The organism is uncultured Pontibacter sp. (assembly GCF_947495565.1).
Classification (GTDB): Bacteria; Bacteroidota; Bacteroidia; order Cytophagales; family Hymenobacteraceae; genus Pontibacter.
In genome coordinates, this window is record NZ_CANLZM010000011.1 from 1 (window position 1) to 23,926 (window position 23,926).

The 23,926-nt window shown below is 48.8% G+C and carries 18 protein-coding genes and 1 tRNA gene; 6 read left to right on the forward strand and 13 right to left on the reverse strand.

Annotated features, from left to right (window positions below):
• Positions 1–57: 57 nt before the first annotated feature.
• The 3 genes from Q1B04_RS13955 to Q1B04_RS13965 form a co-directional block, all read right to left on the reverse strand.
• Positions 58–1,743 carry a prolyl oligopeptidase family serine peptidase gene (locus tag Q1B04_RS13955; RefSeq protein ID WP_299759778.1) on the reverse strand — a complete coding sequence of 562 codons (1,686 nt, stop codon included), beginning with the start codon at positions 1,741–1,743 and terminating at the stop codon, positions 58–60.
• A gap of 189 nt (positions 1,744–1,932) precedes the next feature.
• On the reverse strand, positions 1,933–3,561 hold the full coding sequence (locus tag Q1B04_RS13960) for a hypothetical protein (RefSeq protein ID WP_299759780.1): 1,629 nt from the start codon (positions 3,559–3,561) through the stop codon (positions 1,933–1,935).
• A 63-nt stretch (positions 3,562–3,624) separates the two neighbouring features.
• Entirely contained in the window at positions 3,625–5,217 is a 1,593-nt protein-coding gene (locus tag Q1B04_RS13965; protein WP_299759782.1) for a hypothetical protein, read from the reverse strand.
• A gap of 295 nt (positions 5,218–5,512) precedes the next feature.
• Here Q1B04_RS13965 and Q1B04_RS13970 point away from each other — a divergent pair, with 295 nt between their 5' ends.
• Positions 5,513–7,999: a DUF5686 and carboxypeptidase-like regulatory domain-containing protein gene (locus Q1B04_RS13970; RefSeq protein WP_299759784.1), complete on the forward strand. Its 2,487-nt coding sequence runs from the start codon at positions 5,513–5,515 to the stop codon at positions 7,997–7,999.
• A gap of 250 nt (positions 8,000–8,249) precedes the next feature.
• Here Q1B04_RS13970 and Q1B04_RS13975 read toward each other — a convergent pair whose 3' ends face one another.
• The 3 genes from Q1B04_RS13975 to typA all read right to left on the reverse strand — a co-directional run bounded on the left by Q1B04_RS13975 (position 8,250) and on the right by typA (position 13,853).
• Complete coding sequence (locus tag Q1B04_RS13975; protein ID WP_299759786.1) at positions 8,250–9,356, reverse strand: PepSY-associated TM helix domain-containing protein; 1,107 nt, start codon at positions 9,354–9,356, stop codon at positions 8,250–8,252.
• A 4-nt stretch (positions 9,357–9,360) separates the two neighbouring features.
• On the reverse strand, positions 9,361–11,703 hold the full coding sequence (locus Q1B04_RS13980) for a TonB-dependent receptor (protein WP_299759788.1): 2,343 nt from the start codon (positions 11,701–11,703) through the stop codon (positions 9,361–9,363).
• A 338-nt stretch (positions 11,704–12,041) separates the two neighbouring features.
• Complete coding sequence (typA, locus tag Q1B04_RS13985) at positions 12,042–13,853, reverse strand: translational GTPase TypA (RefSeq protein WP_299759790.1); 1,812 nt, start codon at positions 13,851–13,853, stop codon at positions 12,042–12,044.
• 214 nt (positions 13,854–14,067) lie between these two features.
• Here typA and msrB point away from each other — a divergent pair, with 214 nt between their 5' ends.
• The 4 genes from msrB to Q1B04_RS14005 all read left to right on the forward strand — a co-directional run bounded on the left by msrB (position 14,068) and on the right by Q1B04_RS14005 (position 16,475).
• Positions 14,068–14,625, forward strand: coding sequence for a peptide-methionine (R)-S-oxide reductase MsrB (gene msrB, locus Q1B04_RS13990; protein ID WP_299760093.1), 558 nt, complete (start codon positions 14,068–14,070; stop codon positions 14,623–14,625).
• 132 nt (positions 14,626–14,757) lie between these two features.
• Positions 14,758–15,534, forward strand: a complete 777-nt coding sequence (locus Q1B04_RS13995; protein WP_299759792.1) for a DUF3050 domain-containing protein — start codon at positions 14,758–14,760, stop codon at positions 15,532–15,534.
• Positions 15,535–15,672: 138 nt separating this feature from the next.
• Entirely contained in the window at positions 15,673–15,933 is a 261-nt protein-coding gene (locus tag Q1B04_RS14000) for a hypothetical protein (protein ID WP_299759794.1), read from the forward strand.
• 197 nt (positions 15,934–16,130) lie between these two features.
• Positions 16,131–16,475 (forward strand): hypothetical protein, encoded by a 345-nt coding sequence (locus Q1B04_RS14005; protein WP_299759796.1) that lies wholly within the window; start codon positions 16,131–16,133, stop codon positions 16,473–16,475.
• A gap of 55 nt (positions 16,476–16,530) precedes the next feature.
• Here Q1B04_RS14005 and Q1B04_RS14010 read toward each other — a convergent pair whose 3' ends face one another.
• On the reverse strand, positions 16,531–16,758 hold the full coding sequence (locus tag Q1B04_RS14010) for a hypothetical protein (RefSeq protein WP_299759798.1): 228 nt from the start codon (positions 16,756–16,758) through the stop codon (positions 16,531–16,533).
• Between the two features lie 213 nt (positions 16,759–16,971).
• Between Q1B04_RS14010 and metG the strand changes: the two genes are divergently transcribed.
• Entirely contained in the window at positions 16,972–19,011 is a 2,040-nt protein-coding gene (metG, locus tag Q1B04_RS14015) for a methionine--tRNA ligase (RefSeq protein WP_299759800.1), read from the forward strand.
• A gap of 404 nt (positions 19,012–19,415) precedes the next feature.
• Here the strand turns inward: metG and Q1B04_RS14020 are convergent, their stop codons facing one another.
• The 6 genes from Q1B04_RS14020 to Q1B04_RS14045 all read right to left on the reverse strand — a co-directional run bounded on the left by Q1B04_RS14020 (position 19,416) and on the right by Q1B04_RS14045 (position 23,838).
• Positions 19,416–20,681, reverse strand: coding sequence for an MFS transporter (locus tag Q1B04_RS14020; RefSeq protein WP_299759802.1), 1,266 nt, complete (start codon positions 20,679–20,681; stop codon positions 19,416–19,418).
• A gap of 122 nt (positions 20,682–20,803) precedes the next feature.
• On the reverse strand, positions 20,804–21,097 hold the full coding sequence (locus Q1B04_RS14025; protein WP_299759804.1) for a hypothetical protein: 294 nt from the start codon (positions 21,095–21,097) through the stop codon (positions 20,804–20,806).
• Between the two features lie 12 nt (positions 21,098–21,109).
• Positions 21,110–21,673, reverse strand: coding sequence for an aminoacyl-tRNA hydrolase (pth, locus tag Q1B04_RS14030; RefSeq protein WP_299760095.1), 564 nt, complete (start codon positions 21,671–21,673; stop codon positions 21,110–21,112).
• Positions 21,674–21,963: 290 nt separating this feature from the next.
• Entirely contained in the window at positions 21,964–22,551 is a 588-nt protein-coding gene (locus tag Q1B04_RS14035) for a 50S ribosomal protein L25/general stress protein Ctc (RefSeq protein ID WP_299759806.1), read from the reverse strand.
• 119 nt (positions 22,552–22,670) lie between these two features.
• The gene (locus Q1B04_RS14040; protein ID WP_299759808.1) at positions 22,671–23,600 is read right to left on the reverse strand and encodes a ribose-phosphate pyrophosphokinase; all 930 of its coding nucleotides are present in this window, start codon (positions 23,598–23,600) and stop codon (positions 22,671–22,673) included.
• Between the two features lie 165 nt (positions 23,601–23,765).
• Positions 23,766–23,838, reverse strand: a tRNA-Gln gene (locus Q1B04_RS14045).
• Positions 23,839–23,926: the final 88 nt, after the last annotated feature.

The following is a 23,926-nucleotide window of genomic DNA, read 5'->3' on the forward strand; positions in this document are numbered from 1 at the left end:
TAGTAGTGGTGATAGAAGTGATTTGAAATATGTTGAATACTCTACTCCTAAACGGTTCTAAAACCGGGGAGCCGACACTACTACCAACCCTCCGTTAGAACCTCCGGTTGCAGCAAGCTTGTCAGGAGAAGTATAGCCGCTCTTTATCAGAAACTCTGCTGCTGAAATATAATCATCAAAAGAAGTCTGTTTGTTAGCGCCGCGGCCCTGAGCGGCCCATTGCCCACCTTTCTCTCCGCCGCCACGCACAGATGCATAGGCAAACACGCCGCCGTTTCTGATAAAATGAATAATGCCCGGCTCAAAACCTGGCGTTGAGATAGTACCAAAGCCACCGTAAGCTTTCAGTAGAGTTGGGTTTTTACCGTTTAGCTTCAGCCCTTTTTCATAAACCAGCGTTATCGGAATCAATGTGCCGTCTTTGCCCGGATATTCCACCGCTTTATACTCAAACTTGTCGAGGTCGTAAGTTACCGTGGTTCGGTCGGTGAGGGTGCGCTCAAAAGTCTTTACGTTAAACTTGTAAACTACCGAAGGGAAAGTATAGGAAGCGTAGCGGTAGAGTACTTCGTCATCATCAGGAGAGCCTGTAAAGTTACCTATGGTTGTGGCTACGGGCAGCTCAAGCTTGTAAAGCATTTTGCCGCTGTAGTCGAATACCGTCAGTAGCGGATGCCCATCGGTTAAATAGGTCGCGATAAACCTGTCCTTCATCAGAAAAGTGTTCAGCAGCAGTTCTTTGGAGAACTCAGGCACAATAACACGCCAGTTGAAGGGTGCGCCTGGGTCTAGCTCAACTATGCGGCCGTTGTTAGCCTTATAGCTGGTTTCAGCGATAAACTTACCATTGTTAACCCCAAGTATATCCAAGCCAAAACTGATATTGGTTAAAAGCGGCTTTAGTGCAGGCTGCGCTTGCTGGTAATCTATGTAATAGTAGTTCTTCAATCCGGTCTGCTCGTTAACCTCTGTCAGAACAAAGAAGCGCTCATCGGCTGAGGTAAAAAAGCGGAATGTAACAGCAGCATTGCCGCGCTCAAATATCAGCTTATCATCGCTTTGCGCTGTTCCGATTCGGTGGTAAAAAACTTTCTGGTCGTTTCCGTCTGGGTAAGCCGCGTAGAAAAAGCCGTTGTCCTTCCAGGCAATGTTGGAAAACTTTACCTTGTGCAGATGATCTGATTGATGAACGCCTTTTTTAAGATCCACTACTTTCATCTCGGCCCAATCGCTGCCATTGCGGCTAAACTGATAGGCCAGCAGGTTGGAGCTTTTAGAAACATCGAACCCCTCCAGCATAATTCTGTCTTTGCCAGAAATATGCGCAGGGTCTACAAGTGCCTTCAGGTCATCGAGCCTTGGGTCCTTGCTCATTTCTTTTTTATAGTATAGAGCCGGTGTGCCGTTCTTGTTATAATAATAGTAACGGAAGTAGTAGTTGCCGACTTTAGTGAAGTTCTGTGTTGTATTTACATAAGAGTACTTATCTATGGCCAGAAAAGCATTAGTCTGGTTTGATGCCTTTGTAAGGTACTTCCCGGAAACTTTGTTCTGAGCTTCCACCCAGGCGTTTACCTCTGGGCTGTTTGGCTCCTCTAACCATCTGTACGTATCTGGTACAACATACTGGCTGTGAAACGTATCGGCTGTGGCGGTTTGGCGGGTGACTGGGTAATCGAGCTGCTGCGCAGATAACTGGCTCGCTGATAAACAGATCAGCAAGGAGAGTAAAGTTTGTTTCATGAACGGGTAAAAGATAAAGCGTAAATGGTATTGAACATCTACCGGCTTAAAGCATATGCTTAGCGGTAGCCAATTTGCGGTGAAATTACTATTTTCTACTATAACCTACCACCGATGCTTTATCTTACTCTAAAGTATAACTGTACGAGGCCAAACCGTAAGGCAGAATAATTCATACTTGCACGCACTTTAATTCAGGTAATAGCGAAGCAGCCAGCCTGCAGCGTCAAAGGTTTGCGCCTGCTGGTCGTTGTCAAGTTGTACATGCGTTTCGTCTGGCATTTTAACGGTGTTACGGTACAGGCTGTCGTAAATGCACACGCGCTTGGCAAGCGCTGCGCTATTGGATTCATACCAGTCTTCGCCGGCGCCTCCCCATACTTTTATCTTTAGCTTTGGTTTAGTAGAGCCCTTAAATACAAACTCATCTTCTCCGCTTAAGCCGTAAATTTCGAGCAGGTTTGTTTCGGATGGGTGGAAAGTGCGCTCGTAAAGCAGCTGCTGTATCTCTCCGCCTTTATGTATTTTATACATCCGCACCCGTACATCGCCGTTCGGCTGTATCGCCACTTCAAAGCGCTCGTGCTTATCAGTGCCCACTACCTGCACGTTTTTAGCCAGGGTTTCATAATAGTTGCGGGCTATCTGCGGCAGCTTATCCCGTCGTGATTTAAGTTTGGTGATAAGAGGATCGGCCGTGAGCGTGGCAATTGTATCTGGCAAGGCTGTAAAGGCTTGGTTGATCACCTCATCCGTCAGGGCTTGCTGTACGCTGTCTGCTATCTCCTGCCAGTCCTGCCACTCCAGCTTGGTAAGTATAAGCTCATCCAGGTTGCGGCCGCTTCGGTTCAGTTTTTCGAGCTTGCTGGCGCTGATGTCTTTTTTAAACGTCTGGAAATGAGGTTTTACGCCTAGCCGCTGCAAAAGCCAAAGTATGGGGCCATCGTCTATCTTGTAAAAGATGTTATCGCGGTCGCGGGGAATAGCCTCGTAAATATAAGCTTTGTCGGCGTGCTCGAACTCGGCCCAGCGCCAATTGTCTTCATGGCGGCTCCAGTCACCGATCAGCATATCGAAGAGGCGCGAACGCAGGAACAGCCGTGCATCAAAGTATGAATCATTATCGGTGAGGCGCTCTGTGATGGCGGAGCGGGTGCTTTTCACTTTTGGGGCATTGCCCATAGGGTTATAGTCTGTTTGGCTGTCAGTAGGCCGGCGTTCCATCAGAGCCAGAGTGCCACCAATTTTATCTGTAAACTTGCCCAGCCGCGGGTCGTGCGGTACATAAACCAGTTTTGGCTCCAGGTAATGTATATCAATGGCGCGTGCCATGGTAGGCAAAACCAGCGGGGCGTAAGGAATGGTGGCGGAGGTAGCATCGCGTATAAAACCAGCAATAAAGCTTTGTTGCCATTTTACAGGCAATGCGCTGGCAGGCTCTTTATCCAGGGAGCGGATAACGTACTCTGTGCCTGTGCTATCTTCCATGCGCAGGCTAATAGTCTGTCTGCTGCCGCCCATCTGCAGCGGGGTAAGGCCTCCGTGGGCGGTGCCAATATCCAACACCGGGGCTTCAACGGGGGCGGTCCAGGCGGGGCGATAATGTTTCCCGAAGAACAAAGTATGCAGGCGGCTACGGCCGTAATGCTCTCCGGCAGCCAAGGTTATGGTACTATCAGTATAATCCGGTGTAGCGGCAGGGGTGTTGGCAGGAGGAGGAACCTGTTGTACACTATGCGCAAAGCGCTCGCTGCAGGAGGCCGCTGTGCAGAGCACCAGTAGCCACAACGTATGGTATATAGTTTTGGTGAAATTCATTTAGGTGATATAGGAACACTGGAAGTATGGAAAAGTATGAAAGTGTACTGCCGGGGGGTGGCATCAAAAGCCTTCCCGGTCAAAGGCGTGTACGCGCACATCATGTGTGCGTTTGTCTTTGGTGTCAGGGCCAGCCTCTAGCTCGGTGCCGCGCTTTGTGTCGTAAACCCAGGTTTTCTTTCCCCAGCCTCCCACTTCAGATTCGTCTTTTATCTCATCCTCTCCGCGGCCTCCCACTATTTTTATTTTGATGCCTTTCTTCACTTTGCCGCTCACTCTAAAAACATCGTCCTCTGCCAAGCCATGCAGCGTAATCAGTTTTGTTTCGGAGCGTTTAAAGGTGCGGTGATAGGTTACTTTATTGTCAGACTCGCGACGTACGGTAACTTCTGTTTCTTCATCGTTGAGCCGGTTTACTTCAAAAATATCCTCTTTGTCTGTGCCTGCTACCAATACTTCTTCAGCCAGGATCTCATAAAATTCAGCGGCAGCCTGGCGCAGCTGGTTGCGGCGGCTGATGAGTTTCTGCCTGGTGCGCTCTCCCTCCAGTTCATACACAGATGGAGGATACTGCCGCACCGCCTCTTCTATCACTTCGTCGGTTATACTTTGCTGCAGCGCCACCGCCAGCGAGTCGAACTGCGCGCGGGTTACTTGCGCCAGCGCCCGCTTGTCTATAAACTGCGAGTTAACGGTGAGGGCGTATACATCGTTAAAGTCCTCGTCAAAAGACTCAAATTTGCGGATAGCCCAGTTGCGGCTGAAAATCCAGGGGATAAGGCCGTCCTGAAACCGGTAAAAGGCATTATCGCGGTCTTTGGGTATAGGGCGATAGTATTGGTTATCGTTGCGCTTATACTCAGCCCATTCCCACTGCCCCTCGTGGCGGTCCCAGTCGTTTATAAGTAAGTCGAAGAGGCGGGCACGGGCGAAGGCCACCTGATCTATAAAATGATCATCATCCCCGTAGCGTTGGTTCAGCATTTTCCCGCTCCCTATTATATCAGCGGCATTTCCGGGCATGTCTTCTACGGTACGCTCGTCGTTATACTTTTCTTCCAGCATGTATACTTTATTGCTGGCTGTTTCCTTGTACTCACCAAAATCAGCATCATTGGGGCGCACGTACACTAGCTGAGGCGAGGGGTGCGGAATACCGGCGGCTTGGGCCATAGGCGGCAGCACCAGGGCTGCATACGGGTTTATAGCTGATATCTGGTCGCGCAGAATATTAACGACAAAGGTTTTGCGCCATACTTTGGGCAGCACCTCGGAGGGTTCTTTATCAAGGGAGCGAAGGGCATAGGTAAAGTTATCCGGCCCAACCATGGTAAAACTTGTTGTCTGAAAGCCGCCTCCTTTCTTTTCTATAGCCAGCCCGCCCCAGGTGGTATCCATCTCAAAAACCGGAACCGTAACGGGGGCATTCCAGAGAGGGCGGTGGTGCTGGCCCCAGAATACGCGGTGCAGGAAACCGCGTTTGTAATGGGAGCCCGCTTTTATGGTAACGCTGTCTGTAGCGGTTAAATCATTTTTCAGGCTTTGGTATACTTCAGCGTCTACCACCGGTGTGTCGGAGTAGAAGTTCTTTTTGGCACAGCCACCTGAAGTAATAAGGAGAAGGGCAAGTATAACCTGCCAAAGGTATAGCTTCATATAGATGCGGATCCTATTAATTAACTTGTTAAACGTAAAACAGCTGTAATGTTTTCATGTGAACTATACAGAAAGATTAGGCAAGGCACAGCAGGCACAGGTAAACGTAATATAGAAGTTTAGCTATACTTATGCGGCTCCAGTTCATTCATACAAATATGATATGTTATGTGTTGCAACTCCGATTCAGGAGATTGTTTACTAAATCAGCGGTTTACAGCCACTGTTGTTGAAACAAATATGATGATCAATTAAAAAAATCAGCATACCTTTGCAGCCTTCAAAAAATATAGTTTTGCAAAGATATATTGTATTATCCCTGCTGCTGTTTGCCACGCTGATAAGCCAGGCGCAAACCCGAATTTCAGGACAGGTAACAGATGTTGCAACAGGCGAGACGCTTCCTTTTGTAGGCATCTATATTAAAAACACCTCTCTTGGCACCTCCACTGACGTAGATGGCAACTTTAACATACGGCTTGCCAGCACCCCGGATTCGCTTACGGCTGCCTTTGTAGGCTATCTGCCACTTACATTGCCTGTAAAAAAAGGAGTAGCCGTACAAACACTGAATTTTAAGCTGAACACCAATGCGCAGCAGCTGCAGGAGGTGGTGATACGCCCCGGCGAAAACCCGGCCTGGCCTATTATGAGGCGCGTAATGGAGAACAAAAACGCCAATGATAAACGCAAACTGACCGCTTATCAGTACGAAGCCTATACTAAAATGCAGTTTGACGTAGACAACGTGGGGCAGCAGAAAGGCAAAGGCGTGGTGGGCAAAGCCATCACCTCTCTGGTAGACTCACAAATGTACCAGGCCGGCGAGGATGGCAAGAAGGTGCTGCCGTTCTTTATTTCAGAGGCCTTATCCGATGTGTATTTTAACCATGACCCCAAGCGGAGCAAAGAAATCATAAAAGCCTCTAAAGTAACCGGTATTGGCTTGCAAGACGGAGCTCTGGTATCGCAGGTGATTGGCAGCAGCTTTCAGGATTATAATTTTTACCAGAACTGGGTAAGTGTGCTGCAGAAGAACTTTGTCAGCCCGATTGCCGATGGCTGGAAAGGCTACTATGCTTACGAACTGGAGGACAGCACCTACATTGGCAACGACTGGTGCTATGAACTCTCTTTTAAGCAGAAGCGCCCGCAGGACCTGGCTTTTAGCGGCCGTATGTGGATTACCGCAGAAGGCTACGCTTTGCGTAAAATTGAAGCCCGCGTCAACAAATCAGCAAACATAAACTTTGTGGAAAGGATCGGCCTGACGCAGGAACTGCAGCAGGTAGGGGAGAAGACTTGGGTGCCTTCCGAAACAGAGGTCAGGATTAAAATTGTGGGACTTACCCCAAAGCGCCCCGGTATTTTGGCGAAAGTTTATACTTCTTACAAAGATGTAACTGTAAACCAGCCGCAGGATAATGTGTTTTTTGATAAACCCGTGGAGCTACTTGCCGGAGCAGGCAAGCAGGCGGAAAGTTACTGGGAAGAGCGCCGCCACGATACTTTGAGCACTGCCGACCAGCAGGTTTATGCTACAATCAACGCTTTAAGGGAAACTCCCAAGATAAAGCGGTTTACCAACATCGCAACCATACTAGGCACAGGCTATAAAAGTTTTGGAAAAGTTAGCCTGGGGCCGTGGCCGTACACTTACGCTTACAACGATGTGGAGGGGCACCGGTTTCAGGTGGGAGGCAAGACAAACATCAACTTCAGCAACAAACTGGAACTACGGGCATATGCTGCCTACGGCACCGAGGACGATAAGTATAAGTATAGCCTGGGCGGGCGCTACATCCTGAGCCGAAAGCGCTGGAGCGAGATTGGAATTAACCATTCGCAGGACTTGGAGCAAGTGGGGCTGATGTCTGATAAACTGGAGGCTAGTCCTTTCTTCCTGGGCTTTTCGCGCTTCGGAGAATTGCGCAAACCTATACTTGTGCGCGAAACAAACCTGTACCTGCAGCGCGATGTGCTGCGGGGCATGACAGAGCGTATCAGTATGCGCACGCGCCACTTTGATCCGCAGTACGATTTTGCATATTACAAAAACGGGCCTGAAAACCCTGATGAGGTTGCCAGCAGCTTTACCGCTACAGAAGTCAGTTTCCTGACGCGCTACGCCAACAACGAAATTTTTGTAGAGAATGACAACGAGCGAATTAGCCTGGGCAGTGGCAGCCGTCCTGTGCTGAGCCTGAAATATACCCTCGGCCTGAACAACGCCTTGGGCTCTACAGTGGATTACCAGCGCGTGGACCTGGGGGTGGAGCAGGCGTTTGTAATGGGTAAGTTGGGTAATGCGCTTTATAAGCTGGAAGCAGGCAGAATTTTCTCGCCGGTGCCTTACCAGCTGCTGGAGGTGCACACCGGAAACGAGACTCCTTTTTATTACGATGCCACCTATAACCTGATGGACTACTTTGAATTTGCCAGCGATACATATGCTTCGCTGCACTTTGAGCAGTATTTTGAAGGATTATTGTTTAACCGCCTGCCACTGATAAAAAAGCTGAAATGGCGCGTACAGGGCTCGGCTAACATTCTTTACGGCAGCCTTAGCCAAAAAAACCTTAACCTGATGCCGGAGGTAACGCCTGCCGGCACAACACAGGAGTCGTTTAAGGCGCTGGGACATACGCCGTATGTAGAAGTCGGTTATGGTATCGAGAACATTTTCAGGTTCCTGCGTGTGGATGCTTTCCACAGGCTGACATACCGGGACGAAGGCGCCAGAAAATTCGGGCTTAAGTTTTCGGTGCAGTTTAAGCTGTAGCAAGTATAAAGTATAAAACGCCGGAGCCGCAAGTATAAACTTGCGGCTCCGGCGTTTTAAGTATGGAAACTAGGTTTAATACTTCATTTTACCTGCTTCAAGTTTTCAGCCTGGAGCTTTGTTTAAACTGGCATGAGTTGCTTTGCCTAGATCGTCAGTTGACAACTGGACTCATAAAAGCCACAAGACGCAATTTTGCGGCAGAAGAAACGACTCTATCGAAAGTAACTATTATTAAGAATTGCAATTCCTACCGCACCACCTTCACCAGCTTCCTTGGTTTTTGCTTTACAGACTCCTGCTGCGGCTGTTGGCGGTAGTGCCAGATGGCAAATCCGGATATGGAAAGTATACCCGGCATCAGCCCGAAAAAGGCATAAAGTAACTTTACAAACAAGCCGGCAAAATCTCCGAAGTGGATGGGGTGCAGTGATATCAGGAAGCGGTCGAGTAACGGTTGATCCTGTACAAAGTATGGCGCACTCAACTCTCCTGTTCTATAGTCTGCCTGTATTTTGCTGTAGAATTTGCCATAGTAGGAGGGGTCTGAGCGTAGGCGGCCGAGCAGTTGTATCTTACCTTCTTCATTTACAGGGAAGCGCAGGTAAGTAACTTCAAACATTGGGTGAGCAGTGTTTACGGCCGCTAAGGCTGTATCCACAGAAGCTCTTATCTCGGGCACCGCAACTTCGTTAGAGCCGCTTTTTAATGCCGCATTCACTACCGCAATAGCCAACGAAATACCTGTAACGCACATCAGCAGGTTAAAAGCCAGTGCCCATACTCCTATAATCCGGTGCAGGCTGGAAAACATACTTCTGCGGCTAGTGAAGCTGATCTTTTGCCGGAAGGTAAGCACCTTCACAACTGACTTGCGGTAAAGTATAAACCCGGTAACGGTGAGCAGCAGCAGCGCGAGGCCTACCAGCAACACGATAATTTTGCCAGGTGTGCCTGAAAGGAGGTTGTAATGAATGTTAAGAACAACGTAGGAAAAGCGGTTGTGCGCCTGACCGACGGTTGATAGTTTTTCGCCGGTTTCCGGGTGCACGAACAGCCATTTGCGCAGCTGCCCCTGCCGCAGCTCGTACAGCAGCGCCTCATTGCCTTTAGCCGGCAAGGCTGGCACTCGTATATCCCAGCTCGGGTTCTCAGCTCTCACCCAACCTATTGACTTATCAATATGTAAAGCCCCGGCAGGTTTCTCCAGCTGAGAGTGGCTAGCAAACATAGCCTCGTCAATGTCATCATCAAAGACAAGTATAACGCCGGAAAGGCTGATAACCAGGATGAATATCCCGGCTATCAGCCCACACCAATGGTGAATTGAGAAGGTTTTTTTAACGCGCTTCTTCAAAATATTACCACTTATAGGCTGCCCCAAACTGGAATCTGGCACCGTTGGCTCTTGTAAAAGTATCGTCGCGGCCATACCAGTAAGCCTGTGGCAGGTAATAGGCTTTATTCAGCAGGTTCTCGATCCCCAGATTCAGGCTCAGCTTTTCGGTGGCTTGGTAAGAAGCAGCCAGGTTAAACACATCAAATGCCTCTACTGGGCCCTGGCCGGAGCTATAGCTGCCATTGGCGTTACGCTCAAAACGGTCTCGCTCTCCTGAATAAATCCACTGCAGGTTAATGTTCAGTTTTTCTGTTGGCTTCAGGTTGAGGTAGGAGGTAAGTTTGAAGGGTGGGATGCGCAAGCTGTTCAGATATTTATCTTCACTGTCGTTGTAGTCATCGTTATTATTGAAATCGGCTTTTCCCTCGCTGTAAGAGGCGTTGGCACCAAGCGTTATTTTATCTGAAATAAACAGATCTACTAAGGCCTCGAAACCTTCTACACGCTCCGGTGCACGCTCAATCTCATACACGCCATCTGCGTTGGCAACCAGGTTAGCGCCAAGTTTAGAAGTGCTGATAAAATAAGCGCCGCTAAAAGAAGCGATGCCAACCTGGCTATGGAAACCAACCTCATAGTTGTTCACAATTACAGGTTCCAGGTCCATCTGTGAAATAAAATCCTCTTTGGCACTACGCACGTAACGGCCCACGTCGATCATAGAAAACCCTTGTGAGTAGCTAACAAACGGCTTAAAGTAAGCTAGTGCAGAGTAGCGCAGGCCAGCATTGAAAGTATGCGCGTTGAATTTCAGTTTTCCGCCCTGCACATAATTGCCGCCGGCGCCGCTTGCCAGTACCAGTTGCTGAAAATCATCTACCTGTATCGACACGTTGTCAAAACGATAGCCGGCTTTAAAATTAAGGTCTTGCAGGATGTTGAGTTGCAACTGTGCGTAAGGAGCCAGGTTTTTCAGGTCCATTTCCGGTACCCAGGTGCTGCCGTCTACCAGCGGCTGCGATGTTACGTCGTTCAGGTAGTCGGCGCCATAAATCAAATTGCCCTCCACGTTGCTGCTGATGCTGAATGGCGTGTTCAGGTTAAGGCGCACACCGTTTTTTGCTGACTTGATGGTAGACTGACCGCCATCTTTAAAGTATGGCGTATAGCCGTAAACCGTGTAAAAGTTCTGCAAGTAAGCGCTTGCCTCCATGCTGGTGTTCAGGAAAAGATTCTTGCCGATGTATTTCACCTGCGCATTGTGGTTATACTTAGTACCCTCCGGTTCGCCCTGCACTTCACCTTTCACCCCGATAGCTGGCTGCTCGCCATACTTGCCTGGTTGCAATACATAATCTGAGTTCTGGCGGCTGCCAAAGTAATTATACATAGCCTCCACACGATGATCAGAACTGAAATTATACCCAGCCTTGGCAAAGCCGTTGTACATTTTTGTTTCGCCGAGGCCATATACCGGTGAAATTACCTCACCCTCTCCGTCGCGCATCACACCTGTTTTTTCGTAGGTTCCGCTGGCCACATAATCAAAATTTTTCAGCTTGCCGGAAAACACCTGAGAAGCACGCCCTCCAAAGGTATTATCTGAATGGAAAAGTGCACCGGTGCCGGTAAGCGAAGTATAGGCGCTAAACGGTTTGGCGGTATTTGGCTGGCGGGTAATATAATTGATGAGGCCGCCGTCTGCACCGTTGCCATAAACAGCTGTGGCGCCTTTTACCACCTCCACGCGCTCAATAGCGGCAGGGTCTATGGTACGTATATCTCGGCTGCCGTTGCGTAGCGGCGTGGACTGCGGTATGCCATCCACCATTATCAGTGCGTTACGGCCACGCAGGGTCTGCCCCACGTTGCTGGTTGTGTTGCTATTTAGAGCGAGGCCCGGTACAGTGTTCGCCAGAATATTAGAAAGGTCGGTGCTGATCTGCGACTGAATCTGTAGCGTACGCGAGTCAATTACATACACCGAGGCAGGAGTCTCATCCAAAGTCTCCACAGAGCGGCTGGCTGAAACTACTACTTCATCCAGCGAGCTTGTGCTTGGCAGCAGTGTGAAGCTCAGGTTTAGGTTATCGCTGGCATTCAGGGTTACTGGCTGGCGAACTGCTTTATAGCCTAATCCTCCCACACGCAAAGTATAGCTTCCGGGCTTGATGTTAGTGAGTTTAAACTCTCCGGCAGCGTTTGTGTTAGTGCCTAGCACAGTTCCTTCCAGCGCTACTGTTAAAAGCTCCAGCGCTTGGCCTTCCGAGGAAATGACTTTACCAGAAATGCTAGCGTTCTGACTTTGCGCCTGCCCAACAGATAGAGCAAAAAGCCATAAAACCAGGAGTAGATACTTTTGCATATAAGCTTGTGTTTATTTAGACTGATTATATTTAAGGCAAAAGTATCAGCTTCTTCTGTAGTAGGCAAGAGTTATTTAAATTAATTCTAAATAATACATATAGGAACTGCTTTCAATCTTGAAAAACAGATATAGAACGAGAAAAAGCCTGTAGCATTGGTAATGCTGCGCTTAACAGCGGGAATTAGAAAGGCAAATGCCCGTGTGCTGGGAAGATTATTTAAGTTGCTTCCAACATAGTATAACCTGAGCCTGTCCTTATGAGGTCAATGTAAAAAAAGTAGCCCCATGCAACCAGAAGTCGCATGGGGCTACTCTTAAAGTATTTTTGCTAGTGCTTAAGCATTTGCGTCGGCTCTAGACATACGGTTGCGCTCATTCTCTTCAAGATAGATTTTGCGCATACGGATGCTCTTAGGTGTTACCTCCAGCAATTCATCCTTCTGGATGTATTCCATGGCTTCTTCCAGAGAGAACTTCTTGGCAGGTGCGATTTTCACGTTGTTATCAGAACCGGAAGCACGCATGTTTGTCAGCTTCTTGCCTTTCTGAATGTTAACTGTGATATCGTTCTGGCGGCTGTGCTCACCAATTACCTGGCCCATGTATACATCCACGCCCGGATCAACGAAGAATACACCACGGTCCTGCAGCTTATCAATAGAGTAAGCTGTACCTGGGCCCTGCTCCATCGAGATGATAGAACCGTTGTTACGGCTAGGAATGTTGCCTTTATGCGGCTCGTAAGCCAGGAAGCGGTGGTTCATGATTGCCTCACCAGCAGTAGCCGTAAGCACGTTGTTACGCAGGCCAATCAGGCCACGCGCCGGAATGTTGAACTCCAGGTGCTGCAGGTCGCCTTTTGGCTCCATAATCGTCAGTTCACCTTTACGCTGCGTTACCAACTCAATTACCTTACCGGCAGTTTCTTCTGGCACGTCAACTACCATGTGCTCAATTGGCTCGTGGCGCTGTCCGTCAATTTCTTTATAGATTACCTGTGGCTGGCCAACCTGAAGCTCATAGCCTTCGCGGCGCATAGTTTCGATCAGTACAGACAAGTGCAGGATACCACGACCAAATACCAGGAAGGTATCCTCACGGTCGGTTTCCTGTACGCGCAGGGCAAGGTTTTTCTCAGTTTCCTTGTATAAACGGTCGCGCAGGTGGCGTGATGTCACGAACTTACCTTCTTTACCGAAGAAAGGAGAGTTGTTGATCGTGAACAGCATGTTCATCGTCGGCTCGTCGATAGAGATACGTGCCAACGGCTCCGGGTTCTCAGCATCAGCAATAGTATCGCCAATGTCAAAACCTTCGATACCAGTTACTGCGCAAATCTCGCCAGCCGATACTTCAGGAACGCTCTTACGGCCAAGACCTTCGAAAACCTGAAGCTCAGCGATTTTACCTTTCTTGATAGTGCCATCTGCTTTGCACAAGCTAATCGGCATACCTTCCTTCAGCGTACCACGGTGAACGCGGCCAATAGCAATACGTCCAACAAAAGAAGAGTAGTCCAGTGAAGTGATCTGCATTTGCGGCGTGCCTTCGCGGAACGGAGCGGCAGGAATCACATCAATGATAGCATCTAGCAAAGGTGTGATGTTATCAGTAGGCTGTGTCCAGTCTGTGCTCATCCAACCCTGCTTAGAAGAACCGTAAAGCGTTGTGAAGTCCAGCTGGTCTTCTGTCGCATCCAGGTTAAACATCAGGTCGAATACCTGCTCGTGCACCTCATCCGGGCGGCAGTTCTCTTTGTCAACTTTGTTTACCACCACAATTGGCTTCAGGCCAAGTTGGATAGCTTTGCTCAACACGAAACGTGTCTGAGGCATGGCTCCTTCAAAAGCATCTACCAGAAGAAGTACTCCATCTGCCATTTTCAGTACGCGCTCTACCTCACCACCGAAGTCGGCGTGACCAGGCGTGTCGATAATGTTGATCTTAACGTCTTTATAACGAACCGACACGTTCTTAGAAACGATCGTGATGCCACGCTCGCGCTCCAGGTCGTTGTTGTCCAGAATAAGGTCGTCAAACTGCTGGTGCTCTGCGAATAGCTTAGAAGCATGGATGATCTTGTCCACGAGCGTTGTCTTGCCGTGGTCTACGTGTGCGATGATCGCGATATTTCGAATATTTTGCATTGAATTGGTTTTTCGAGCCGCAAAAGTACTAAAAAGGCTTCATACTTTCACTAGTTCGCTCGAAATAAACAGGTTATGGTTGTATTAATTTATTTGCACAACTGTATTTGGTACAGTTATGGAGCAAACATTACAATGTTAAAGTTTGTTTCCTAAGGTGTTAGGTATTTTAAACCGGTAAAGCCAAGGGGGCTTTTGGATCGTAAGTATGAACATGAGAATGATACAGATAATTTGCATGATGGCCTTGCTGAGTTTTACAGCATGCGCGCAGGAAGACACCCAAGCCAATTACACAGCCACTACCGCCTCAGCAGGCGATGAGCCGCTGGAACAGGCAGTGGTAGAGGCGCTTAACAGTGAGTCGCTGCAAGATACCGTGGTTAAAACGGAAGCCGAGTGGAAAAAGCAGCTGACGCCGGAGCAGTACTATGTGCTGCGGCAGGAGGGAACCGAGCCTCCCTTCAGAAACAAGTATAACAGCAACAAAAAGAAAGGGCTTTACTCCTGCGCCGCCTGCGGTAACCCTATGTTCAGCTCCAAAACAAAATTTGAGTCCGGCACCGGATGGCCTAGTTTTTATGCTCCCATTGCTAAAGAGCGGGTAAAAGAGGTGGAAGACAGGAGTTTGGGCGAGCTAAGAACAGAAGTAGAGTGCGCCCGCTGCGGCTCTCATATCGGGCATGTGTTTCCGGATGGCCCTAAGCCAACAGGCCTGCGCTATTGCCTGAACTCTGCAGCGCTAAATTTTACTGAAAGTAAGGTAAATTAAACCCAGTTTGATTTACTCTGTTATACTTTTGCCTTTGCCAGATTTTATGGTGAAGGCAATTTTTTTCGTGATGTGCCTGTTTCAGCCATCAGTAACAGGCTGCGGTAGCAGGAATTATACTTTAAATGAAATATGAATAACAGAATTGAAGCACTGCAGCAGGCGCTGCAGGAGCATAGGCAGCAACTGCTGCAGCACAACGTTTACCAGAGCCTGACCACGCTCGAAGATTTGCGCCTGTTTATGGAGCACCACGTGTTTGCCGTCTGGGATTTCATGAGTCTGCTAAAGGCCTTGCAGCGCGACCTTACCTGCACCACACTGCCCTGGGTACCAACCGGTAGCCCTAGCACCCGGCGCCTGATTAATGAGATTGTACTGGAGGAGGAGACAGACGTAGACCAGCAAGGTAACCCGATCAGCCATTTTGAGCTTTACCTGCTAGCCATGGCAGAAGCCGGGGCTGACAGTACCCGAATTAACGAGTTGCTGCAAAGCGTGAAGTCCGGCAAAACCGTGGACAACGCGCTGGATCAGCTTCCGTTAGACTCCTCTGTAAAAGCATTTGTCCGAAACACCTTCCGGATTATCAATTCAGGTAAGACACATGCCATTGCCGCAGCTTTCACTTTCGGCCGCGAAGACCTGATACCGGATATGTTCCGCCACTTAATAGCTGACCTGAACAAGCGCTTTCCGGGTAAGCTGGATACTTTTATCTATTACCTGGACCGACACGTGCAGCTGGATGAGGAAGTGCACACACCGCTTGCACTGCAGATGGTAAACGAACTGTGCGGAGAGGACGAAGAGAAGTTGCAGGAGGCGCTGGAAGTGTCTAAACAGTGTATTGCGCAGCGCATAGAACTCTGGAGCGGCATCCGGAGCATGCTGCCTTCCGAAGTATAAACGCCACAATTTTAGAGCTTGTAGCGTAGTATGCTATTGCTTTGATCACCACCGCAGCGATTGTGCGGGCATTTTACTGTAACTAACAATACCGAAGAAGCTGTCGTACTCTTATTCTAAACCAAAAAGAATAAAACTATGACAGAGCTACATTCAGAAGCTGATAATATAGAGAACACGGCGCAGTGCATTATAGATGCCTTTAAAAAGTTTGAAGTGCGTGAAGGAAGCGTATTGCATTACCAGCAGCTTTACCCATACTTGCAGGAGAAATACCCGCACTACAAAGACGTACAAAAGGAGGCCGAGCATCACCTGGCAAAAGAAGGTTACGTAAACCCGGCTCCGGACGGACTGATGCTGACGCAGGTAGGGCATAATCATGTTTGGGGCAAGTAGAATCACCGTTCTCACACTGCTTTACAAAAGTTATTAAAAAGCCGCTCCCAAAGTATAAGTTATACTTTGGGAGCGGCTTTTTATACTTTAACCAGGTATTGCGGCGCACTAATTTTTAGCAGTTCTGGGATGTATGCGTATACTATAGTAAGAGGCCTGTGGCAGCAGGCAAAGTATAACTATAGCAGTAAAAGACGATGCGCAAATATAAAATATACAGTATAGGTTTTATTTTGATGAGTTTGGCGGCTTGTACTTCACTTTCGGAAGGGCAGCAGACCTTGCCTCCGCCCATACCTGCCACCGAAAGGGTAACCCTGCAAGGCAACCCCACCACCACACTAAGGCAACGTATGGATAACCAGGCCAGCGAGATAAACCGGAAACGCAACATCGAACAGTTTGACAGCAACAAACCAGCCATGGAGCCCAATACTCTAAGGCCGCAACTGCTGCCGCACGCCCCAATCGACTCCTCCCGCCATTTTATTTATTGGCCGGTACAGACGGTGGTGCGGCCATTGCCACCCGTAAACGAGTAAAAACCGTAATCGGCTCCGGAGCTTAATTTACGGAGCCGATTACGGTTTAACAGGCTTAGTCTTTCTTTTGCTTTTTATCAACGTCTTCCGGTTTTTCCTCCTCGCTCAGGTGCAACTCATCAGGCTCCAGGTCAACGTATACTTCATTTTCAGGCGGTGTATTCTCTGACTCGCGGTCTGTTCCACGTGGTGCAGGTTTTTGGGTCACTTCTTCGGTGCTATCGCGCTCACCTAAGTTATCGCCGTCATTTTTAGAGGTCCTAAAATTATCTTTGTTCTTCATGGGTAAGGATGATTTGGTTTCAGCTTCTACTATATTGATTGTTGCAGGCAAGGCGGCTAACAGTTTCTAATGGCCGTAGCCTGTCTGTAGCTCAGCGCCTGTGTCGTTTTACGGAAATCTGCCGCATAAAGCTGTGTTTCCTTTTACGGGATTGGCGACACTTAGCGCTTCATTCCGCTTCGGATTTGTATATTTGCTTTTTAAAGACACGTCATGACGAATAATCCCAAACGATATACAGTTACGGCAGCCTTGCCGTACGCCAATGGGCCGGTGCACATTGGCCACCTGGCAGGGGTATACTTGCCAGCCGATATTTATGCACGCTACCTGCGCCTGCAAAACCGCGATGTGAAGTTTATCTGTGGCTCCGACGAGCACGGGGTGCCCATCACAATCCGGGCGAAGAAGGAAGGTATAACGCCGCAGCAAGCCGTAGATAAATACCACGAGCTTATCCGCGACTCTTTCCGGGATTTTAACATCTCGTTTGATATCTACGACCGGACATCCTCTAAAATACATGCCGAAACCGCCGGCGATTTCTTTAAAAAGCTGCACGCAGAAGGTAAGTTTATAGAGCAAACCACGCAGCAGTACTACGACGAGAAGGCGCAGCAGTTCCTGGCTGACCGCTACATAGTAGGCACCTGCCCGAAATGCGGCAACGAGAACGCTTACGGCGACCAGTGTGAAGCCTGCGGCACTTCGCTCAACGCCACCGACCTCATCAACCCGAAAAGCACGCTAAGCGGCGCTGTGCCGGTTATGCGCGAGACCAAGCACTGGTACCTGCCCCTGAACGAGTACGAGCCCTGGCTGCGCGAATGGATTGTGGAAGGACACAAAAGTGACTGGAAATCTAACGTGTACGGGCAGTGCAAATCCTGGATAGATCAAGGGCTGCAGCCGCGCGCCGTAACCCGCGACCTGAATTGGGGCGTGCCTGTGCCCGTAGAAGGTGCTGAAGGAAAGGTGCTGTACGTATGGTTTGATGCCCCGATCGGTTACATCTCGGCCACCAAAGCCCTGACAGACGACTGGGAAAAGTACTGGAAGGACGAGGAAACTAAACTGGTGCACTTCATCGGCAAGGATAACATCGTATTCCACTGCATCATTTTCCCGAGCATGCTGAAGGCGCACGGCGATTATATTTTGCCAGACAACGTGCCTGCCAACGAGTTCCTGAACCTGGAAGGCGAGAAGATATCAACCTCGCGCAACTGGGCGGTATGGCTGCACGAGTACCTGCAGGATTTTGAGGGCAAGGCCGATGTGCTGCGCTATGTGCTCTGCGCCAACGCCCCCGAAACAAAAGACAACGACTTTACCTGGAAAGACTACCAGGCCCGCAACAACAGCGAACTGCTTTCCATACTTGGCAACTTCATTAACCGCGCCGTGGTGCTCACCCAAAAGTACTACGAGGGTGCCGTTCCTGCCCGTGGCGAGCTCACGGATTATGATAAAACAGTACTGGCCGACCTGGAGGGCATGCCGCTGGTAATCTCAACCTATATTGAGCGCTACCGTTTCCGCGATGCCCTTTCTGAGCTGATGAACCTGGCACGCCTGGGCAATAAATACCTGGCCGACACAGAGCCCTGGAAACTGATCAAGACGGATGCCGAGCGTGTGAAAACCATCATGAACATTGCCCTGCAGATCTCCGGAAGCCTGAGCATTCTGATGGAGCCGTTCCTGCCAGCCTCCGCCACTAAGCTGCGTGCCATGCTAAACATGCAACAAGGCCAGTGGGCCGATGCCGGTGCAGCCGATTTGATGCAGCCAGGCCATACTATTGGCAAGCCGGAGTTACTGTTTGAAAAAGTAGAAGATGCCGCCGTAGAGGCGCAGGTGCAGAAGCTGCTGGACACCAAAAAAGCCAACGAAATGGCAAATGCTGTAGTGGAGCCTGCCAAAGAAGACATCACGTTCGAGGACTTCACCAAACTGGACATACGCGTAGGTACGATCCTGGAAGCTGAGAAAGTGGCCAAAACCAAAAAGCTGCTGAAACTGAAAGTAGATACCGGCATAGACCAACGCACCGTGGTAAGCGGCATAGCGGAGTTCTTTAAACCGGAAGATATTGTAGGGCAACAGGTAAGTATACTTGTAAACCTGGCCCCGCGCGAGATCAAAGGCATTACCAGCCAGGGCATGATCCTGATGGCAGAAAACGCCGATGGTTCCTTAGCTTTTGTGCAGCCAAGCAAGGAAATCCGTAACGGTGGCACAGTAAGCTAAAAGTATAGCCTCGGCTACAAAGTATAAACCTCACTTGCTTTCTGGCAGGTGAGGTTTTCTTGATTATACGCAGGATGCTTTTTTCGAAGAGAGGCGATAAGAAGATGCTTGCAGCGTGGTGGACTGGAAAACGAAGTACACAACATGCCGCAAGTTTTCAACTTGTGGCTTACCATGAGACCAGTTTTCAACTGGCGAAAGCATAGATGCTAATGCAAAGGCAGTTGAAACTGACCTTATCACTAACCACGCTTGCCACTACCTTTAGTATGGCTTTTCAAGCCAGTCGGGTTGCAAACCCAACCTTGTAACAAGAGACAAGCCTAAAGACTTGCGCCAGTAGAAAGGTACCAGATCAAGCTTAGAAAAGCAGCTTCATTATCCAGCTATCAAAAATATCCCCTTTACCCAATCGCTATTCCTTTCGCCTCAGATGCCGCCACCGATAGTTTATTGGTGCGCTGCCCCTCCATGTGCTGCACCACAAAGTATAAACCTATTGCCGTAACGATGGATAGCCCGCCCACAAACCACCAGAGCGCGGCAAAGCCGAAAGTGGCTGCCAGCGTGGTGCCCAGGTATGGCGCCACCACATGCGCTGCGGCGTAGGAGATAGTATATAGCCCCATATAGGCCCCACGGTTGGCAGAGCCGGAGCGCTCTACGGTGATGGTAGCCATAAATGGCATTGCCAGAATCTCAGCAATACTTAGCAGCAGCATGGCTGCGTAGAGGATGCTGCTATGTTGGGTGAGGTTAAGCAGCACAAAGGAAAAGCCCAGCACCAGCACACCGCCTGCAATCAGCCACGATTTTCGGTATCGCTCGCCAATTAAGTAAACTACAATCATCTCCAGCAAAAAAACGATCAGCCCGTTTAAACCCAACAAGGTGCCGATCCTAGTCTCCGGTAAGTTATAAACTTGGCGGTAGTACAGAGGCAGCGTAACAAACAGCTGAAAAAAGATGATAGCAAAGCAGCAGCAAAGTATGGCGAAAAGTATAAAGTAGCCGTCGCGGTAAGGGGAGCGGAGTTTGGCTGTAAGTTTCCCTCTCGTGTTCTGGGTTTGCTGCGGTTGCTGGCCCTGGCGGTTCCGGAAGTAGAAATAGAAAAACAGGCCAGCCAGGATGCACGTAGTACCATCAGCAATAAAAAGCCATTTATAAGAGACTGCCGCCAGCAAGCCGCCAATGGCCGGACCAATGGAAAAGCCCAGGTTGATAGCCATGCGGTTGAGCGAGAAGGCGCGCGTTACGTTCTCGGGGCGGGCATAGGATGCTATAGAAGAGGCATTGGCTGGCCGCAGCGTATCGTTTACGAGGCTAAGTATAAACACGCCAAAGGCCAGCGAAGCAAACTCCTGTAAGCTCAGCAGCATAAAGTATAAACTCCCGCCAAGCGTAAGGCTGAGCAACTGCACCTTAAAATGCCCGACTTTATCGGTTAGCCAGCCGCCCAAAAAAGAGCCGCACACTGAGCCTAGCCCATACATACTCAGAATCAAACCAACCTCCTTTAAAGTATAGCCAAGCACCTCGGTCAGGTACACGCTCAGGAAAGGTGTAACCATGGCGCCGCTGCGGTTTATCAGCATCACCACCGACATCATCCAGGCTGGGCGGGAGAGACCCCCAAAGGCGTTACGGTAAAGGAGAACGATTTTTTTCATAGGTGAGGCTACACAGTGGTGTATCAGCAAAAGTATACTTTCGGACTGAAACTTTTAGCGGCATCAATTAAAGAGCCTCACCCAATTATACTTGAGTGAGGCTTGATTTTAAGCGAGAACCACTAAACTAAGAAAATGAGCAACAGTAAATTGAAGAGCAGGTTAAATACTACTAACAAAGCTGTAACACCTGAAAAACATCCTCCTTTGCCGCGTCCGGCTTGTAGGCTCCAAAAGAAAAACAACGCGAGTACAGCTGAAAGAGATAGCAATAAAAAGCTAGAGGGTGAATAGTAACTTCCTGCATACCACGCTTCAGCGAAGGCAACCCCAAAATTCATAAAGTTGCATATTGCCAAAGTAAGTCCTGACCAGAAGTAAAAGCTTAAACTACGGTTAAGGAAGAATTCTTTCATCTAATATACCTTCTACTTGGTATTAAACTGGTTCATGGTGCGCTCCAGTCCAATCGTGCCGAAGGAGATAACAGCATCTGCGGCTTTCTCGATAAGCGTTTGGAGCTCGGGTTGCTCGTCTTCGCTGAACTTGCTGAGCACGAAATCCACTTGCTTGCCTTTGTTAAAGCTATCGCCAACCCCGAAGCGCAGGCGTGGGTAATTGTTATGCCCCAGCGTTTGCTCGATGTGTTTCAAGCCGTTGTGCCCGCCGGCGCTGCCTTTTGCCCGAATGCGCAGCTTGCCGAAAGGTATGGCAATATCATCAGTAATCACCAGCATCTGGTCCGCGGTAAGTTTCAGGCTGTTCAGCCAGTGCCCCACGGCTTTGCCGCTCAGGTTCATGTAAGTGGTAGGCTTTACCAGCACAAAGGTGCGGCCCTTCGATTTTATCTCCGTTACAAAGGAGTGGCGCCCGGTGTCAAAATTGCCATCATACTTTTTGGCCAGGTAATCCAGTACCATAAAGCCAATGTTGTGGCGCGTGTCAGCATATTCAGGGCCGATGTTACCTAGGCCCACTATCAGGTATTTCATACTTGTATCTTGGGTAGCGGCAGCCCCGGCAGGAGCGAGGCCTAGCCACTTTTTTATCGTGTTGATTGTTGAGTTGCTCAAGGGTTTAATTGCTGTTTGTTTATTGCTAATTGTTGAGGAGTACAAAGAATAAGCGCTGCATAGAAAGTAACTGCTTTAAGATCAATTACATGTTTTTTACAACAATCAATAATCAGCAACTAACAATTAAACTGCTAAAAGAAAAAGTCCTGCCCCGCTCGGAAGCAGGACAGGACTTTAGAGAATATTCTGAGCTGTGGCTCAAAAAATTACTTTTTACCACCACGAGCTTCTTCAGCCTGTGCGCTCTTAAGGGCACGCGGAATAGTTACTGTAGCGATTGGAGCGCTTGGGTTTGTCAGGATTTCGTAGTTCTCCGGCTGGATTTTAGAAACCTTGATAGACTTACCAAGTTCCAGTTCAGAGATGTTTACCTCTACAAAGTCTGGCAGGTTAGCAGGAAGCGCTTTGATCTTGATAGCACGCAGCTTCGTTACCAGCTTACCACCGGCCAACACACCCGGAGAAACACCAACAAACTTAACTGGAACATCAATCTTAACTTGCTTGTCGTCCTGCAGCTCCAGGAAGTCAACGTGCAGCAGCATTTCGTTTACCGGGTGGAACTGAGAAGCCTGAAGGACAGCTCTGTAGTGCGTGCCTTCAATGTTCAGGTCTACCTCGTGTACTTCTGGCGTGTAAATCAGGTCACGGAAAAGGATAGCTGGAGCATAGAAATGAACCTGCTCGCTACCGCCGTAAAGTACGCCTGGTACAAAAGACTCATTACGCAGTTCTTTCGACTGCTGCTTGCCGAGATTTGCTCTTTTAAACCCTATAATCTCTAACGTTTTCATAAAGATGTTTTGTTAAAATATATTGCTACAAAAGTATAGCCTTAGTTAAATTGTTAATTGCTAACTAGATAATTGCCGCTCGTTTAGTGTAAAAACAATTGACAATCATTAACCAACAATTAAATAAATAGCGAGCTGATCGACTCGTGCGTTACCACGTTATTGATCGCTCTCGCAAAAAGGTCTGCAAACGACAGTACCTTAATTTTAGAGCTTTGCTGCTTCAGCGGAATCGTATCGGACACCACCAGCTCCTCCAGCACCGATTTCTCGATGCGCTCATAGGCAGGGCCTGAAAGCACAGGGTGCGTGGCAATGGCTCTAACAGATTTCGCTCCTTTATCTTTAAGCAACTCAGCCGCTTTGGTGATAGTGCCTGCTGTATCCACCATGTCGTCTACCAGCACCACGTCCATTCCTTCCACATCGCCGATCACCTGCATCGAGGCAATCTCGTTAGCGCGTTTGCGGTGTTTGTCGCAAACAACCATTTCAGCGCCAAAGTTCTTAGCAAAGGATCTTGTTCTTACCACACCCCCTACGTCAGGCGATGCGAAGATAAGGTCTTCGCCTAAGTTTAGGCTGCGCAGGTAAGGCACAAATATGGCAGAACCATCTAAATGATCCACTGGGATATCGAAGAAGCCCTGAATCTGGCCTGCATGCAGGTCGCAGGTCATCAGGCGGTCTGCACCTACCGACTGTATGGCATTGGCTAGCACTTTGGAGCCTATCGCCACACGCGGCTTGTCTTTTCGGTCCTGGCGGGCATAGCCATAGTATGGCATCACCACAATCACTTTATGGGCCGAGGCACGTTTGGCGGCATCTACCAGCAGCATCAGTTCCATCAGGTTATCAGCGGGCGGAAAAGTAGATGATACGATAAACACCTCTGCCCCACGAACTGACTCATTGTAATGTACACCGATCTCTCCATCGCTGAAACGGGAGATGGTAAGATCGCCGAGAGTAGTGCCGTAGGCGGCAGCTATTTTCTCAGCCAGGTAACGGGATTCTGAACCAGAGAAGATTTTAACTTGTGGCATAACGGGGCTAAAACTAAATAACGGTTGTTTGGGTTTAGGTAATTATGCTCGCAAAGCTACCAAAAATACTGATGGTAGGCATTAAATATTTCTGATTTTTAACTAGTTACCTTTTTAGTATAAACAAAAAAAGAACAACACTTAGCTAAGTGTTGTTCTTTTAAGTTGTCCGACCAGGGCTCGAACCTGGACTCTTCTGAACCAAAATCAGACGTGTTGCCAGTTACACCATCGGACAATCTCCCTACTTGACTCTTAGAACTTTCGTCCTGTTGTCGTTTGGTGATGCAAAGATAGAGAGACGATTTTAAACTGCAAACATTTGC

What these genes read in the sequence shown, in the direction of transcription:
- Q1B04_RS13955 (WP_299759778.1), bottom strand. Translation starts at nt 1,743, where the DNA reads ATGAAACAAACTTTACTCTCCTTGCTGATCTGTTTATCAGCGAGCCAG.
- Q1B04_RS13960 (WP_299759780.1), bottom strand. Translation starts at nt 3,561, where the DNA reads ATGAATTTCACCAAAACTATATACCATACGTTGTGGCTACTGGTGCTC.
- Q1B04_RS13965 (WP_299759782.1), bottom strand. Translation starts at nt 5,217, where the DNA reads ATGAAGCTATACCTTTGGCAGGTTATACTTGCCCTTCTCCTTATTACT.
- Q1B04_RS13980 (WP_299759788.1), bottom strand. Translation starts at nt 11,703, where the DNA reads ATGCAAAAGTATCTACTCCTGGTTTTATGGCTTTTTGCTCTATCTGTT.
- typA (WP_299759790.1), bottom strand. Translation starts at nt 13,853, where the DNA reads ATGCAAAATATTCGAAATATCGCGATCATCGCACACGTAGACCACGGC.
- msrB (WP_299760093.1), top strand. Translation starts at nt 14,068, where the DNA reads ATGAGAATGATACAGATAATTTGCATGATGGCCTTGCTGAGTTTTACA.
- Q1B04_RS13995 (WP_299759792.1), top strand. Translation starts at nt 14,758, where the DNA reads ATGAATAACAGAATTGAAGCACTGCAGCAGGCGCTGCAGGAGCATAGG.
- Q1B04_RS14000 (WP_299759794.1), top strand. Translation starts at nt 15,673, where the DNA reads ATGACAGAGCTACATTCAGAAGCTGATAATATAGAGAACACGGCGCAG.
- Q1B04_RS14005 (WP_299759796.1), top strand. Translation starts at nt 16,131, where the DNA reads ATGCGCAAATATAAAATATACAGTATAGGTTTTATTTTGATGAGTTTG.
- Q1B04_RS14010 (WP_299759798.1), bottom strand. Translation starts at nt 16,758, where the DNA reads ATGAAGAACAAAGATAATTTTAGGACCTCTAAAAATGACGGCGATAAC.
- metG (WP_299759800.1), top strand. Translation starts at nt 16,972, where the DNA reads ATGACGAATAATCCCAAACGATATACAGTTACGGCAGCCTTGCCGTAC.
- Q1B04_RS14020 (WP_299759802.1), bottom strand. Translation starts at nt 20,681, where the DNA reads ATGAAAAAAATCGTTCTCCTTTACCGTAACGCCTTTGGGGGTCTCTCC.
- Q1B04_RS14025 (WP_299759804.1), bottom strand. Translation starts at nt 21,097, where the DNA reads ATGAAAGAATTCTTCCTTAACCGTAGTTTAAGCTTTTACTTCTGGTCA.
- pth (WP_299760095.1), bottom strand. Translation starts at nt 21,673, where the DNA reads ATGAAATACCTGATAGTGGGCCTAGGTAACATCGGCCCTGAATATGCT.
- Q1B04_RS14035 (WP_299759806.1), bottom strand. Translation starts at nt 22,551, where the DNA reads ATGAAAACGTTAGAGATTATAGGGTTTAAAAGAGCAAATCTCGGCAAG.
- Q1B04_RS14040 (WP_299759808.1), bottom strand. Translation starts at nt 23,600, where the DNA reads ATGCCACAAGTTAAAATCTTCTCTGGTTCAGAATCCCGTTACCTGGCT.